The sequence below is a fragment of the Allocatenococcus thiocycli genome (assembly GCF_921292965.1).
In the GTDB taxonomy this organism is placed as follows: domain Bacteria; phylum Pseudomonadota; class Gammaproteobacteria; order Enterobacterales; family Vibrionaceae; genus Vibrio; species Vibrio natriegens.
This window is the reverse complement of sequence record NZ_CAKLCK010000029.1, coordinates 1-15,630: the sequence shown is the minus strand read 5'-3', so window position 1 is coordinate 15,630 and position 15,630 is coordinate 1. Positions and strand designations below refer to the sequence as shown.

15 protein-coding genes are annotated in these 15,630 nt (G+C 46.3%); 11 read left to right on the top strand and 4 right to left on the bottom strand.

From position 1 onward, the window contains the following. Positions 1-63: 63 nt before the first annotated feature. The gene (locus tag L9Q40_RS10175) at positions 64-543 is read right to left on the bottom strand and encodes an aminoacyl-tRNA deacylase (protein ID WP_498793185.1); all 480 of its coding nucleotides are present in this window, start codon (positions 541-543) and stop codon (positions 64-66) included. A 152-nt stretch (positions 544-695) separates the two neighbouring features. On the opposite strand from L9Q40_RS10175, the gene L9Q40_RS10170 reads away from it, so the two are divergent. The 6 genes from L9Q40_RS10170 to L9Q40_RS10145 all read left to right on the top strand — a co-directional run bounded on the left by L9Q40_RS10170 (position 696) and on the right by L9Q40_RS10145 (position 6,413). Next, positions 696-2,243 (top strand): glutamate synthase-related protein, encoded by a 1,548-nt coding sequence (locus L9Q40_RS10170; protein ID WP_498793184.1) that lies wholly within the window; start codon positions 696-698, stop codon positions 2,241-2,243. Positions 2,244-2,430: 187 nt separating this feature from the next. Then, positions 2,431-4,602 (top strand): catalase/peroxidase HPI, encoded by a 2,172-nt coding sequence (katG, locus tag L9Q40_RS10165; protein ID WP_014234109.1) that lies wholly within the window; start codon positions 2,431-2,433, stop codon positions 4,600-4,602. A 198-nt stretch (positions 4,603-4,800) separates the two neighbouring features. Continuing rightward, positions 4,801-5,076, top strand: coding sequence for a nitrogenase-stabilizing/protective protein NifW (locus L9Q40_RS10160; RefSeq protein ID WP_014234110.1), 276 nt, complete (start codon positions 4,801-4,803; stop codon positions 5,074-5,076). A gap of 114 nt (positions 5,077-5,190) precedes the next feature. Next, complete coding sequence (locus L9Q40_RS10155) at positions 5,191-5,616, top strand: PaaI family thioesterase (protein WP_498793183.1); 426 nt, start codon at positions 5,191-5,193, stop codon at positions 5,614-5,616. 43 nt (positions 5,617-5,659) lie between these two features. Then, a complete protein-coding gene (locus L9Q40_RS10150; protein WP_020334783.1) occupies positions 5,660-6,049 on the top strand; it encodes a MazG nucleotide pyrophosphohydrolase domain-containing protein in 390 nt (129 codons plus the stop codon). Positions 6,050-6,161: 112 nt separating this feature from the next. Continuing rightward, positions 6,162-6,413 carry a DUF2999 family protein gene (locus L9Q40_RS10145; protein WP_014234113.1) on the top strand — a complete coding sequence of 84 codons (252 nt, stop codon included), beginning with the start codon at positions 6,162-6,164 and terminating at the stop codon, positions 6,411-6,413. A 97-nt stretch (positions 6,414-6,510) separates the two neighbouring features. On the opposite strand, the gene L9Q40_RS10140 is transcribed toward L9Q40_RS10145, so the two are convergent. Genes L9Q40_RS10140 through L9Q40_RS10130 form a run of 3 tightly spaced genes read right to left on the bottom strand, consistent with a single transcriptional unit; the run spans position 6,511 to position 9,552 of the window. After that, positions 6,511-7,896 carry a TRAP transporter large permease gene (locus tag L9Q40_RS10140; protein WP_014234114.1) on the bottom strand — a complete coding sequence of 462 codons (1,386 nt, stop codon included), beginning with the start codon at positions 7,894-7,896 and terminating at the stop codon, positions 6,511-6,513. Then, complete coding sequence (locus L9Q40_RS10135; protein ID WP_014234115.1) at positions 7,883-8,425, bottom strand: TRAP transporter small permease subunit; 543 nt, start codon at positions 8,423-8,425, stop codon at positions 7,883-7,885. The genes L9Q40_RS10140 and L9Q40_RS10135 overlap by 14 nt, the downstream gene beginning before the upstream one ends. 53 nt (positions 8,426-8,478) lie before the next feature. Then, on the bottom strand, positions 8,479-9,552 hold the full coding sequence (locus L9Q40_RS10130; protein ID WP_014234116.1) for a TRAP transporter substrate-binding protein: 1,074 nt from the start codon (positions 9,550-9,552) through the stop codon (positions 8,479-8,481). Positions 9,553-9,762: 210 nt separating this feature from the next. Here L9Q40_RS10130 and L9Q40_RS10125 point away from each other — a divergent pair, with 210 nt between their 5' ends. The 5 genes from L9Q40_RS10125 (at position 9,763) to L9Q40_RS10105 (ending at position 15,148) form a co-directional block, all read left to right on the top strand. Then, complete coding sequence (locus L9Q40_RS10125; protein ID WP_498793182.1) at positions 9,763-11,148, top strand: cache domain-containing protein; 1,386 nt, start codon at positions 9,763-9,765, stop codon at positions 11,146-11,148. Beyond that, on the top strand, positions 11,145-11,774 hold the full coding sequence (locus L9Q40_RS10120; RefSeq protein ID WP_014234118.1) for a response regulator: 630 nt from the start codon (positions 11,145-11,147) through the stop codon (positions 11,772-11,774). Before L9Q40_RS10125 ends, L9Q40_RS10120 begins: the two co-directional genes overlap by 4 nt. Next, positions 11,774-12,712: a LysR family transcriptional regulator gene (locus tag L9Q40_RS10115; protein WP_498793181.1), complete on the top strand. Its 939-nt coding sequence runs from the start codon at positions 11,774-11,776 to the stop codon at positions 12,710-12,712. The genes L9Q40_RS10120 and L9Q40_RS10115 overlap by 1 nt, the downstream gene beginning before the upstream one ends. A 95-nt stretch (positions 12,713-12,807) precedes the next feature. Further along, positions 12,808-14,373: an acyl CoA:acetate/3-ketoacid CoA transferase gene (locus tag L9Q40_RS10110; protein ID WP_498793180.1), complete on the top strand. Its 1,566-nt coding sequence runs from the start codon at positions 12,808-12,810 to the stop codon at positions 14,371-14,373. A gap of 40 nt (positions 14,374-14,413) precedes the next feature. Further along, positions 14,414-15,148, top strand: coding sequence for a beta-ketoacyl-ACP reductase (locus L9Q40_RS10105; RefSeq protein ID WP_498793179.1), 735 nt, complete (start codon positions 14,414-14,416; stop codon positions 15,146-15,148). The last annotated feature ends 482 nt before the right edge of the window (positions 15,149-15,630 follow it).

Below are 15,630 nucleotides of genomic sequence, written 5' to 3'. Positions count from 1 at the left end.
AGCAAAATAAAGGCTCTTAAAGAGAATTGATAAGAGCCTTTTTCTTTGAGGTTTGGGGGAGTATCAATGTAGAACCTCACTACTGAACCTTAGGTATTTGCAGTCGTTCATCAATTCTTTAAACGACTCTCTGTCTAGTTTGATCAATGTTTCATGGTCACCCGCTTCTAGATAGACATGATCCAGATTTGCTAATCTTTCATCGCACACCGTTGCCATGTGGTATGGGCTACCAATTGGCGGTACCGCCCCATGTTCGCAGTCGGTAAAAAGACGATAAACCATGCTTTCTTTAACCAAGTGGAAAGAAGCGTTGAACTCGTCGTTTAATCTCGACAAGCTGATTTTATTGTTGGCTGGTAATACCGCCATAATATGATGACCCTCGTGATCTTCCAGGATCACGGCTTTCGCCAAGTTCATCAAAGGTATACCTGCAGATACACCAATTTGAAGAGAGCTATGACTGTGGCTGTGATTCACTGTTTGAAAGTGAATATTGTGATCAGTCAGGTATTGATCCAATCGGGTTGCAATCGTCATAAAACCTCCACGTGTATTACACCCTTAAGAGTATAGGAGATAAGTGAAGTCATCGCTTATTTTCTCTCGGTTCAATGACGCTTATAAGCACCTGTCCTACGCTTACGTTAAAGCCTGCGTGAACGACGGGCAATAACAGAACTGGAGGCAACATGAGTAAACCAATTATCGCCGACAACAAGCCGATCAAAGTCAATTTGCTGGAAGGGAAAGAATACTATTTTTGTCGTTGTGGGCGCTCCAAGAGCCAACCTTATTGTGATGGCTCGCATTCAGGGACCGGTCTGAAGCCGATGAGCTTTGTCGCCGAAAAGAATGAAGAGGCTTACTTATGTCGCTGCAAACAGACTTCTAACGCTCCATTTTGTGATGGTACCCATAAAAAATTTACGGCAGAGCAGGTAGGGCATGAAGCGCCGGAAGCAAAGAAAGAAAAAAGCGGAAAACCGGTGGCGGCGTCAACACAAGAAGAACCCACATTGGAGTTTATTCACCAACTGGCGAGAGAAGGGTTATCTAAACTCGGGCATCATGGCCCCATGGCTGCTATGGGGGTACCAAGACACCTGTTACCGCATTGGGACGCGATACAAATTATGGTCGCTCAGATGGCCACTCAGCCATTGATGGAAGATGTGCCAGTCGCAACCGAGTTAATTGTGGGGCCGAATGCACGTAAGCCTCTCAAGTTGGCGATCCCTTTGTTAGTCTCGGACATGAGTTTTGGCGCGTTATCGGAAGAGGCAAAAATTGCGCTCTCTAAAGGCGCAGAATTAGCAGGTACAGGAATTTGTTCCGGTGAAGGGGGCATGTTGCCTGAAGAGCAAGCCGCAAACTCTCGGTATTTTTATGAGCTTGCCAGCGCACAATTTGGCTATGAGGAGTCTAAATTGCATGGCGTACAAGCTTTTCATTTTAAAGGCGGACAGGGCGCGAAAACGGGAACCGGAGGACACCTGCCGGGTAGTAAAAACGTAGGTAGAATATCGGAAATACGTGGCATTCCTGAGGGCGAGCCCGCGATATCACCACCGACATTTAAAGACCTCCATTCCGCACGTGACTTCAGGAAATTTGCTGACAGAGTACGTGCCATCACCGGAGGCATACCCATCGGATTCAAACTCAGCGCGAATCATATTGAGCAAGATATTCAGTTCGCTCTGGATGCCAGTGCGGATTACATCATTCTTGATGGTCGTGGCGGTGGTACGGGGTCGGCACCATCCATGTTTCGTGATCATATCAGTGTTCCAACCATCCCAGCTTTAGCGCGTGCTCGTAAATATTTGGATCAAAAAGGCGTTAGTGACAATGTCACGTTAATTGTGACTGGCGGATTGAGAGTGCCAATGGACTTTGTTAAAGCTTTGGCATTAGGGGCTGATGGCGTCGCTATTGCAAACAGCGCAATGCAATCTATCGGGTGCGTCGCTGCGCGAATTTGCAACACCAACAACTGTCCCGCAGGTATTGCCACGCAAAACGCCGATTTAAGGCAGCGTCTTGATATCGACAAATCATCGAAACAATTGAAAAACTTTTTCGACGCGTCTGTCGAGCTGATGCAAGTAATGGCGAGGGCGTGCGGGCACGACGCGCTGAGTCAGTTCAACATAAATGATTTAGCGACCTGGGATAGAAACATGGCGCAGTTATCTGGCGTGAAGTATTCGGGCGTCACTGATATTTATCGTTGATTGATGTTAACGCTAAATAGATACACATTTAGTGACACTTACGTATTTCAGACATAACAAAATATTGACCAAAAAATCATCAGCAATCTGGTGTATAGACTACGCTGTTATAAATGAATATTTCTATTCATTTAATCGAGTGACGATTTTTATTAGCGGCTTCTGTGCCCCTAACAAAGGAGTTTTTATGAGCGACACAAGCGGCGGTTCAGTAGGTAAATGTCCGGTAATGCATGGTGGGCAAACATCTACAGACAAGTCAGTGATGGATTGGTGGCCAAATGCGTTAAATTTAGACATCCTGCATCAGCATGACTCCAAAACTAATCCCTATGGAAACGACTTCGATTACAAAGAAGAATTGAAAAAATTAGACGTCGATGCGCTTAAGAAAGATTTGAAAGATTTGATGACAGACAGCCAAGACTGGTGGCCAGCAGACTGGGGTCACTATGGTGGTCTTATGATTCGAATGGCTTGGCATGCTGCAGGTAGCTACCGTATTGCAGACGGTCGTGGTGGCGGTTCAACGGGTAACCAACGCTTTGCTCCTCTAAACTCATGGCCTGATAACGCTAACCTGGATAAAGCAAGACGACTCCTTTGGCCGATTAAAAGAAAATACGGTAACAAATTAAGCTGGGCGGATTTGATCCTTCTGGCCGGGAACATGGCTTATGAATCGATGGGCTTCAAAACCTTCGGTTTCGGATTTGGCCGTGAAGATATCTGGCACCCTGAGAAAGACACGTACTGGGGTTCCGAAAAAGAGTGGTTGGCACCGAGTGGTGGTGAAGGGACACGTTACTCAGGCGAGCGTGACCTAGAAAACCCACTTGCAGCAGTAATGATGGGACTTATATACGTAAACCCTGAAGGGGTTGATGGCAATCCAGACCCATTGAAAACAGCCGCTGATATGCGTGTGACCTTTGCACGTATGGCGATGAACGATGAAGAAACCGTTGCGCTTACCGCTGGTGGCCATACTGTCGGTAAATGTCACGGTAATGGTGATGCCGCAAATGTTGGCCCCGATCCAGAGGCTGCGGACCTTGAAGAGCAAGGCCTTGGCTGGATGAATCACACTACGCGTGGAATTGGTCGTGACGCAGTAACTAGTGGTTTGGAAGGCGCATGGACCACGCATCCAACCCAGTGGGATAATGGTTATTTCCACTTGTTGTTTAAGTATGACTGGGAACAGAAAATGAGCCCGGCTGGCGCTCATCAATGGGAGCCTGTCAATATTGACGAACAAGATAAACCCGTTGATGTTGAAGACAGCTCGAAACGCTATAACCCAATTATGACCGATGCCGATATGGCTCTGAAAATGGATCCTGAATATCGCAAAATTGCAGAGCGTTTCAAAAACGATCAAGCGGCTTTCGAAGATGCGTTTGCTCGCGCCTGGTTTAAGCTAACACACCGTGATCTGGGGCCGAAATCTTGCTACCTAGGGCCAGATGTTCCGGCTGAAGATCTGATTTGGCAAGATCCAACGCCTGCGGGCAGTACAGGTTACGATGTTGATTCAGTCAAAACCAAGATTGAAGCGAGTGGTTTAAGCATTGGTGAACTGGTCAGCACGGCTTGGGATAGCGCACGTACATTCCGTGGCTCGGATCGCCGTGGTGGTGCCAACGGTGCTCGAATTCGTCTCGCGCCACAAAAAGACTGGCAAGGTAATGAGCCACAACGTTTGAGTAAAGTGTTACCGGTTCTTGAAAAAATCGCTGCTGAATCAGGATGTAGCGTAGCAGATGCTATCGTTCTTGCTGGTAACGTTGGTGTTGAGCTAGCCGCACGTGCAGCAGGTTACAATGTCACGGTTCCATTCTCGCCTGGGCGTGGTGATGCGAGTCAAGAAATGACTGACGTCGACTCATTTGAGGTTCTCGAACCTCTGGCAGACGGATACCGAAACTGGTTGATGAAAGATTACGTCGTCAAACCAGAAGAATTGATGTTGGATCGTACTCAGTTAATGGGTCTGACTGCACCAGAAATGACCGTGCTCGTAGGTGGTATGCGTGTGATGGGCACGAACTATGGCGGTAGTGCTGATGGCGTATTTACTGACCGCGTCGGCAGCTTGACTAATGACTTCTTCGTTAACTTAACCGATATGGCATACCAGTGGGTTCCGAAAGGTGAAAACCAATACGAAATCGTCGATCGCAAGTCAGGTGCAGTGAAATGGACGGCAACCAGAGTCGATCTTGTGTTCGGTTCTAACTCTATTTTACGCTCCTACTCAGAAGTGTATGCACAAGATGATAATCAGGAAAAATTCGTTCATGATTTCATCAAAGCGTGGGTAAAAGTGATGGATGCCGATCGCTTTGATCTATAGGAAAACATACGAGTTCTCTTAATTTACTGTCATACGATAAATACAGGCGGACTAAATGTTCGCCTGTTTTTTTATCGGTACTGTAGGTATCCCATCGGATTATCAAACCAGTTCTGAACATTAGCCCTCTGGAAATCAAAGAAAGCGGAACCAATTGCGATTAAACTTCGTCGAACGACCAACCAAAATGCCATAGTCATGACTCAAAACGCTATTAACGAAAAAATCGCCAGCTTCTCTCGCATAGAAGACGCGTTGAATTATTTCGAGATCGAGTTCGACAGCCGGTTTATCGAGAGTCATCGCACCGAATTAGTAAAGCGATTTAACGGCTATTTAATTTTGACCAAACCCGATGATTGGTTCTCAGCACGTCGCGCACTCAAAAACGCGTACTGCAAAGTACAACGCAGCTTGCTGGACAAAACAACCCGATCAGCCTGTCGAGGCTGCACGTCGTGTCAAAGACGCTAAGTCTGTTATACGCTGTTGAATGTCTACATACTGCAAACATAGATTACTCGAGACTTTCGCCAGAGTATTTGGCATATGCTAATTACACATTTTTAGACCGTGTAAAGTGCCACTATGCTAACAGATACTGAACATCATAAACCTCATCAGTCACATGACCATTGCGCAGTGTGCGCACCAATTGAAAACAATCCCCACTCTTTATCCGTCCATTACCATCAGCTATCGGATCATTCCATTTTTGGCGAATTCGATGTGCTTAACCGTCATCAAGGTTACACAGGGTTGTTGCATGGTGGTATCGCCAGTTCATTGCTCGATGGCGCGATGACCAATTGCTTGTTGTTGATGGGTGTTGAAGCATTGACGGCTCAGCTCGATGTCCGCTATCACTCGCCTATTGCTTTAAAGGAACATATTGAAATTACCGCGCGTTGCGAAAGGGAAAAGCGGGGTGTTTATCAGTTAGTCGCTCAGCTAAGTGTCAATAAAGAAGTCAGAGTCAGTGCAATGGGAAAATTTATTCGCCCTAAAAGTTAGCTAACCGTATACTCGTAGCTAATGACTATTCCATGGAGGGAATATGAAAGAATTTGATGAACTACTCTCAATCGCGACGAGGAAGTCAGAGTTTGATTTGACCAATACCTGGTTTAAAGGTGTCGAAACCTATCTGGTTGCAATTGGTAAAGAAGTCGAAGAAGTACGTGAAGAGATAGCTGAAGATCGTCTTTGTTATCTGGAAGATGAACTTGGCGATGTGCTGTGGAATTATTTGAATGTGCTGAAAGCGCTGGAAAGAGAGAAAGGCATTGACCCGAAGAAAGTTCTCGATAGGGCTTGTAAGAAATACGAACAACGCGTGTCCGCTATCGAATCAGGCAGCAGTTGGGAAGACGTCAAATTGAAACAAAAAGAAGCGTTAAGTATCGAGTTGGCAGAGCAGGCAGAAAACAAGCAGAGCGTCATCTGACGAGACAGGCGCGTACAGGTTCGGACTGCATTTGGCATAAGTCTTACTATAAACAGACAAAACCAGATGGTAAACTACACGTCTGTTTTACTTAGTGATTAAAGGTAATTTGATGAACCCGATTCTTGCAATGCTGAAAGAGAATAATATCAGTGATGCTCAGATTAATGAGCTATTTCAGGCGTTGACGCAAAACCCTCTTGCAGCAATGGCAACTATCAGCCAGTTGGGTCTACCTCAGGAGCAGCTTCAAGCGTTGATGGCGCAAGTGATGCAAAATCCTGTGTTAATTAAAGAAGCGGTTGAAGAGTTAGGTTTGGACTTTTCAAAAGTGGTTGAAGCAAAAGAAAAACTTCAGCAGTAACAAAGTATCCTCAAACAAATATAAAAAGCCGCTAAAATATTACGTTTTAGCGGCTTTATTTTTACGCGATTTCTTATTTGCTTGTCAGCGAATGAGGTTAACCATAAGCAACACTAGGGAACCACAACACCAATTGTGGCCATATAACCAGACAGATTAACGCGATTAGCTGTATAGCGATAAACGGAATCACACCGCGATAGATATCCTTCAGGGAAACACCTTCAGGGCAAACGCCTTTTAAATAGAACAGAGCGAAGCCAACCGGTGGGGTAAGGAAACTGGTTTGCAGCGCCATTGCGACGAGCATAACAAACCATACCAGACTTGGGTTATCCACCACGCCATGACCATCAAGCTCAATGCCTAAACTTGCTACCACAGGTGCTAGCAGCGGCAGTGCGATAAGGGTGATTTCTATCCAATCTAGGAAGAATCCAAGCAAAAATACGATTAACAGAATAAACGCGATAATGCCGTATTGACCGAAAGGTAAGCCACTCAGGAACGACTCGATCAGTTCGTCACCGCCTAACTCCCTTAGCACCAAAGCAAAGCAGGAGGCACCCAAGAAGATCATGAATATGTAGGCAGTCGTTCCGTATGAAGAAAGCATCACCTCCTTCAGAACTTTTAAGTTGAGCTTTTTGTTATAAGCCGCAAGTAGTGTCGCCCCTAAAGCGCCGATGCCAGAAGCTTCTGTTGGAGTAGCAATACCCGCAAATATTGAACCTAGCACACAGAAAATCAGGATAACGGTCGGTGTGATATCTTTGAACACTTGTAAGATAAGCTTCCAGTCAACAGGCTCTACATTTTCTGGAATTGGTGCTTTGCTCGGGGTCATTTTACCAACGGTAAGGATATACATAATGTATAAACTGCCCAGTAACAGACCCGGCATAATCGCGCCCATAAACAGATCGCCAACTGACAACCCAAGTTGGTCGGCCATAATCACCAACATGATGGAAGGTGGAAGCAGTATGCCTAATGTACCTGCTGAGGCGACCGTTCCGAGTGCCAGAGGAAGATGATAGCCCTGACGCATCATACTCGGCAGAGACATCACCGTTAACAGCACAACCGATGCACCGATGATGCCTGTAGAGGCGGCGAGTATGATACCAATCGCCATCACCGTAATGGCTAAACCACCGTGTACTTTGCCGAATAGCGCCTGCATCGAGGTCATCAGTTTTTCTGCAATGCCGGACTTATCTAGCATGTTGCCCATAAAGATAAACATCGGCAGGGCAACTAATATCCAGTTATCCATCACCTTATAAATACGGTTAACAACGAGACCAAGGGTGGTGTAATCGAGCCCGGTAAACGTATCAAGATAGAGATCGGCAAAATAACCGATTGCCGCGAAGACGATGCCGATCCCACCGAGCACGTACGCTACGGGAATACCAGTGAATAACAACAGGATGAACGAGCCAAACATGGCGATAACAATCCATTCATTCGCTTCCATGGTCGTCTCCTTTGATTAACGTATCCAGATCGCGTAATAATTTCGCCACCATTGAGAGCAACAGCAAGCTAAAGCTTAAAGGGATCACGGCTTTTATCATCCAGCGATAAGGTAAGCCGGAAGGTGCGGCTGAACTCTCGTTGACGCGCCAAGCTTCGTAAGCGAAGTCGTAGGAATGGAGAATGACGATAACAACAAATGGTGCCGCGAGAAACAGAATGCCGAGTATGTCGACTAGGGCTTTTTTGCGAGCGGAGAACTTGTGATAAAACAGGTCGACTCGAACGTGTAAGTTGGTCACCTGTGCATAAGCGGTTCCGAACATGACTGCTGTGGCATAGAGGTGCCATTGCAGTTCTTCAAGCGCAATTTGCCCGTTGGAAAAGACTTTGCGCATTACGACCTGAATGATGATCACCGCTATTAACGCGAGGTTTGTCCAGGCCAACGCTTTACTCGCGGAAATAACCAGCCTCTCGATTTGAAAATAGAGTGGGACGGTTGGGGAAGAATATAGCACTTTGCTCATTGGCTACTCCTAAAGGCCAGCGAGAGACGCTGGCCTTTTATTAACAACGACGTTTATTGGTTTTGTGTTTCACGAGGCAGGAAGCCGTTCGCAGACCACAACGCATAACCTTTGCGGAAGTTGCTTAGGTCGGTCCAAACTTTGTCGAAGAATGGGTCTTCTGCTTTCTTCTCTTCCACTACTTCCATCCAAGTATTCTTGAATAGATTCAACATATCTTGGTTCCAGTAGCGAATCTCTACACCATTTTGTTTCGCTTTTTCCATGGCTGCGTATTGCATCGCTTCACCTTCTGCGATCGAGTAAGTCATTGCCGCCATACAAGTGGTTTCGACTGCAGATTGTTGAGTTGCACTCATGCCATTCCATGTGTCTTTGTTGATCAACAGTTCAAATACCGTTGATTGTTGGTGCCAGCCTGGGAAGTAGTTGTACTTGGCTACTTTGTGGAAGCCTAAGCGGTCATCAACGGCAGGTTGTGAAAACTCAGAGGCGTCAATCGCACCTTTCTCAAGTGCACCAAAGATCTCGCCACCTGGGATCTGAACTGTACCCACACCAAGTTTTTCCATCACAGACGCCCCTAGTCCGTAGAAGCGCATATTGAGACCTTTTAGATCCTCTGGTTTTTCAATAGGTTTGCGGAACCAGCCTGATGTTTCAGGAGAGTTCATCGCACATGGCATTACTTTGACATTGAAGCCGCCTTGGTCGTACATCTCTTGGTAGAGCTTCAAGCCGTTACCAAAGAAAAGCCACGCCATAAACTCAGGGGCTTCAGGGCCGAAAGGGATAGACGAGAAAATTGCTGAAGCTGGCAGTTTACCTTGCCAGTAACCAGAAATGGCGTAGCCAGCGTTCACTTTACCCGTGGATACGGCATCGAGAATCTCCGGTGGGTTAACCAACTTACCCGGCTCGTAGATTTTCATTTTGATGGTGCCACCGGAGGTTTGCTCAATTCTGTCTGCAAACCATTGGATAGGGGTACCTAGAGCTGGAAGGTGGCTACCAAAAGCAATAGGGGTTTTTAGCAGTACCTTCTTATCAGCAGCCTGAGCACTAACAGAAAGACCAGAAGCGGTGAGCGTTAACGCAGTAGCAATGGCAACTTTCTTAAGATTCATGGAGATCTCCTTGTTTGGGTATTCCTTGTTAATATTGCTAAATGTGAACAGAGCGTATTAATTGATGTTAATGCAATGTTACATTGAGCTTTAGTTTAGGAAGGAGATTGGATGCTCTCCATTAGCAAAATTGCGCAAATTGAGTCGGTATTAAGTGCAATTTTTGACACGAAGATTCAGTAAAACTACGTATAAGAACGGATTCGGAAAATGGGATTGGTTAGCAACCGCAGGCTTACAATAAACATCATATTACTTTCAATCGTTCCATTGATTGTGGTGGTGGTCATCGTGGCAAGTATCTTATTTAGTCAGGCAAAACAGTTAGTTGATGACCAAGTCGCATTAACACGACTCAATGTCTTGTCGGTCAAAAAGCAAGAGCTGAAGCAGTACGTAGAAATGGCAGTGAAAAGTATCAAGCCATACTACGAAGATGAGTCATTATCTCCCCAAGTCGCTAAGCAACTAGTGGCTGAAAAATTGAGCCAACTCACATATGGGGAAGACGGATACTTTTTTGTCTACAGCTGGCAAGGTGACGCTTTAGTACTACCATATCAACCTGAAAGGGTTGGTCGAAATTGGTGGGGCGTGGAAGATCTTACGGGTAAAAAGCTGCTTCAGGAGCTGATTCACGCAGGGCAAGCTGGGGGCGGATTTGTGAATTATCTCTGGCACAAACCATCGACAAAAGAACCACTCCCCAAGTTGAGCTATGCTATTTCTCTTGATAAGTGGCAATGGATGGTCGGAACGGGTGTCTACATAGACGATATCGAGAAACAAGTCGCGCAGATGGAAAATGGCTTCGATCAGAATATCGGAAAAACCAGCAGTGCGCTTTTTGTACTGATGTTTGTTGCCATCACCGTTATTGCTGGGTTGGGGGCGTCACTGAACCTAAACATGCGTCGTTTAGCCAACGAGCAGCTCAGCGTCTTAAACCAGCAGATTATTGATTCGCAGGAAAATGAGCGTCATCGAGTCTCGCGCGAATTACATGATGGCGTAAATCAACTGCTGGTGGCCGCCAAATATCGCTTAGATAACGTGACTAAAGAGCAGGATGATGCGAAGAAACAGCTTGAGTTAGATGCAAGTAAAAATGCCATGGAACAGGCGATTGTCGAAGTTCGGCGCATCTCAAAAGATTTACGACCGCCACAGCTGGATGACTTAGGCTTAGTGGCAGGTATAGAGGCATATCTGAATGAGTTACGTGAGCGTACTCAATTAGAGGTGATATTTGAACACGATATCGAAGGTGAAGAGTTTCTTCCTCAAGTTGAAACCACACTTTATCGTGTCGTACAGGAAGCGTTGCACAACGTAGAAAAACACGCCAATGCGCAAGGTGTCGATATCATCATGCAGCGTGAAGGAAGGATGTTGATTCTGACCGTCAGCGATGATGGTGTCGGAATCCCTGCGAACCATCTTAAAGCGTATAAGAACAAACAATCGACGCTAGAGCATATGGGGCTGCAAAATATGAAAGAGCGAATTCAAGCTATTGGCGGCATGTTTGAGGTCAATAGCGAACCAGGACAAGGCACGGAAATTCGTGTCAGTTTAAACATGGAGTTTATATGATTAAGTTGGTATTGGCCGATGATCATAGGTTAATGCAAGACGGGCTCAAATCACGGTTAGAACGAGAAGATAACTTGGAGATCCTCGATTGCGTCGGAAATGGCAAGGATGCTTTGAACAGTACATTGACCCTAAAACCGGACGTGCTGCTTCTTGATATCAATATGCCGAAGCTTAATGGGATTGAAGTGTTAGAGAAGCTGACAAAAAGCGCCAGCAAAACGGCAGTCATCATGCTTTCTATGCATGATAGTCGTGACTACGTTATGCGATCCATCAAAGCTGGCGCTAAGGGCTACGTATTAAAGGACGTTGGTTCAGAAGAGTTAGTCATGGCAATTAATCAAGTTGCGGAAGGGCGCTCTTACCTATGTTCTCAAGCGTCTGATCGTCTTCTTGAACAGATCAATCAAAAACCTGAGCCGAGTGATAACACGCTGTCAAAACGTGAATCGGATGTGCTCAAAGCGATTACCAATGGTGCCTGTAACAAGGAAATTGCGGATTCGCTCCATATCAGTGTTCGTACGGTAGAAACGCACCGGCTTCGGATCAAAAAGAAACTCGGAGCCACTTCGACAGCAGCTTTGGTTAAGCTCGCTCTGCAGAAAGGATTGGTGAGCTGATGGTTGCAAATTTACTGTCGAGCCGTCAGCCGATCCTAGATAAAATTGTGTTTTTCTGCGCGGTTGTCCGGTTGGGCTCGTTTCGAGAAGCCGCGTTGCAGCAAGGTATCTCGCCCGCCGCAGGAAGCCGCTGGGTGAAAGAGCTCGAAGAGTCGCTGTCGGTAGAGCTGATAAAGCGAAGCACTCGCCAGCTGGTGACCACACAAGCAGGTCAGCTTCTGTATGATAAATTCGCCCCTTTACTGCCAGATATCGCCAGTTTATGTGAAGAGGTACAAAATCTGGCAGAGGAACAACAGGGTGAAATTAAGCTTTCTTCGACGCCTTTATTCGCCCGGCAATATTTAACTAAAATTGTTGCAGAGTATATGACGCTGCACCCGCAGGTGAATTTCAAAATATTCATTGAAGCGGGGGAATTTGATCCTCTCAATGTTGATTTTGCCTTTCGTGCCAGTGCGAGTTATCAAGGTGAGCCCGAGCAAGACTCGTTACTCGTTAAGCGCCGCTTGTTACGAGAGCCTTTGTATCTGTGTGCTTCCAAATACTACCTGGAGCAGCATGGGATGCCTGAAACACCGCAAGACCTCAGCCAACATCGTTGTTTGTATGCTCGAACGTTGGTGGGCGGGAATCGTTGGTGCTTCGAGTTTCAGGGGAATGTCGAAATCGTGACCATTTGTGACACACTGGAGTGTGACAACAGTGAAATGCTGCTGGATCTTGCCTTGGAACACGCCGGGATTGCCTATCTTCCGCACTCGTTGGTCTCTGACTCAATAGAGCGAGGGGAGCTTGTTCATATCCTGCAAGATCACCAATGTGCCAGTTTCGATATCAATATGTTTTACCGTCCACGCTCACCAATGCCAGAGCGTTGCAGTGGTTTCAAAGAATACCTCTATAAACGAGTAGGAGAGCTATGCGATCATTCCTAATATGAAATTCTCAATCTCTAATTCTGCAATTAACATCTGGGTAACATCGCACTAAGCTGAAAACCAATAAAGTACAGTAACTAAGGAAGGTTAATGTGGTTACGAAATTGACAGCAGAACAAGCGGCAGAGTGGATTGAAGATGGCGATGCGGTCTTACTGGGTGGTTTTATCGGTAGCGTAGTGCCGGAAGCGATTGAAAGAGCAATAGGCGAACGTTTTAGAGACACTCAGTCACCGCGAGATTTAACGCTGTTATTTGCTGCAGGTCAAGGTGACGGTCAAGGCCGGGCAATCAACCACTTAGCGGAACAAGGGTTAGTGAAATGCGCCATTGGCGGGCACTGGGGTCTGGTTCCTAAACTTCAGCAGTTAGCGGTAGATAACCTCATACAAGGATACAACTTGCCGCAGGGCATCATTTCCCATTTACTTCGAGATACGGCGGCAGGTAAGTTGGGCACCGTGAGTAAAGTTGGCTTAGGTACCTTTGTGGATCCGCGTTTAGAGGGTGGGAAAATCAATCAGGCGACGTCCGATGATTGGGTAGAACTGATTGAGCTCGGTGGTGAGGAGCATCTTTTTTATCACAAGCTACCTGTGACGGTGTCTATTCTTCGCGGAACGACTGCAGATGAGAATGGCAACATTACCATGGAAGATGAATGCTTGATCGTCGAAAGTCTGGCGGCGGCACAAGCGGCACGTAACAACGGCGGTAAGGTTATTGTACAGGTCAAACAAATAGTGCCCGCCGGAAAGCTTGATCCGCATGCGGTTAAGATTCCGGGAATCTTCGTCGATGCGGTTGTTGTGTGTGAAGATCCGACGGAGCACATGCAAACTTTTGCAACCATGATGAACCCGGAGTTTGTTGGTATTGAAAATTCAGATGACAACCTCATAACGAGCTCATCCCCTTCGACCCAATCAAAGCTGGACGCAAAAACCATCATTGCCCGTCGTGCGGCTATGGAGCTTAAACCCAACTCCATTCTTAATCTGGGCATTGGTGCGCCGGAATACATCGCAGAGGTCGCTAAACAAGCTGGCATACTTGATCAATTTACCTTAACCGTCGAACCCGGAGCGGTAGGTGGGATACCGCAAAGCGGCCTCGATTTTGGGGCTTCTCGTTTACCGCAAGCGATTATCGGCCAAGACCAGATGTTTGATTTTTATGATGGTGGCGGTGTTGACCAAGCCTTTCTCGGCTTAGCGCAAAGTGACGTTACAGGAAATATAAACGTATCGCGCTTTGGCAGTAAAATCGCTGGCTGTGGCGGCTTTATTAACATTACTCAGAACGCCAAACAGGTTTACTTTTGTGGCACTTTTACCGCGCAAGGCCTAGCAGTGGAAGTGAGCAATCAGGCTGTTAATATCGTCCAAGAAGGGAAGCAGAAGAAGTTCATCAAGCAGGTTGAGCAAATCACTTTCAGCGCAGCCCAAGCGTTAAGCAACAACAAACCTGTGATGTACATTACCGAGCGTGCCGTGTTCCAACTTTCTCCGTCTGGATTAGAGCTGATTGAAATCGCCCCTGGGGTGGACTTAGAAAAAGACATCCTTCAGCAGATGGAGTTCACTCCTGTCATCAGCCCGTCACTGAAAGTAATGCCAAATGCCATCTTCCAGCCATCATTCGAACTTACTCTATAAGTGCTGGATAACTATTTAATTTCTACCAAAGGATTAGGATATGTTTGAAAACAAAGTCTGCTTAGTCACTGGCGCGGCGCAAGGTATCGGCCGAGCGATTGTGGAACGATTTGCCAACAATGGAGCACAGTGTGTTTACGCCTTGGATGTCAACGCTCAAACTTTACAAAGTGCGTTTAGTGACCACGAAAATGTTAAACCAGTCGTCATCAATATTTGTGACAGAGAGGCGATTCAATATTTGGTCGAAAGCATCAGAGAAACCTATGGTCGTATCGATGTTTTGGTGAATAACGCTGGAGTTACCCGAGACGCACTATTGGAAAAAATGACGGAACAAGACTGGGACTTCGTGCTCGACGTTAACCTCAAAGGTGTTTTTAATCTCACTCAAGCAGTTGCACCAATTATGATGGCAAACAATTATGGCTCTATTGTCACCATGTCTTCGGTAGTGGGGACCGACGGTAATATTGGACAGTCTAACTACGCAGCAACCAAAGGTGGCGTGATAGCGATGACGAAAGGCTGGGCTAAAGAGTTTGCTCGTAAAGGTGCCCAAATTCGCGCTAACTGTGTTGCACCTGGTTTTATTGAGACCCCGATGACGGCCGACTTACCGACAAAAGTCCTCGAACTCATGAAACAGAAGACACCGCTCGGGAGAATGGGCACCGCAGAAGATATCACCAATAGCGTCGAATTTTTGGCCAGTGACAAGTCTAGCTTTATTACGGGGCAGGTGTTGAAGGTCGATGGTGGCTTAGTTTTGTAACGTCATGAAGATAACCGTTGTAGAGCGATTCGATAACCGTGCGGTTTGCAGATAAACCAGTCTCGCCGTAGTTAGATATCGGTCGCCCCATTTTGGTGATTCGTGCACGTAAACGCGAACGATTCTTTTGCAGAAGTTCGTCGTTGGGTAAAAGATGCAACTGTTTGAAAGTTTGGGTGTTAAACATCAATGAGTTACCGTTTCTTTTGAGGTGGTACAATCGTTGCAGTAATTTAGCTGTGGTGTTCCAATTGCTTCTCTCTGGCATGAACATAGCTTGGAAAAGGATGGTTCATTTGGAACACGAAAGTCAGAAATATACATTAACGACGAGGTCGTTAACGGAGTGACCGGAAATAGCTAATGACGAATAACAACTCATTAAGTGCCCGTATTACGGAGCATTACTCTTCACTCAGTGATGGCAATAGACGCATCGCGGACTTCCTTCAGGTGAACCCAGAAAAAATACTGATGTTATC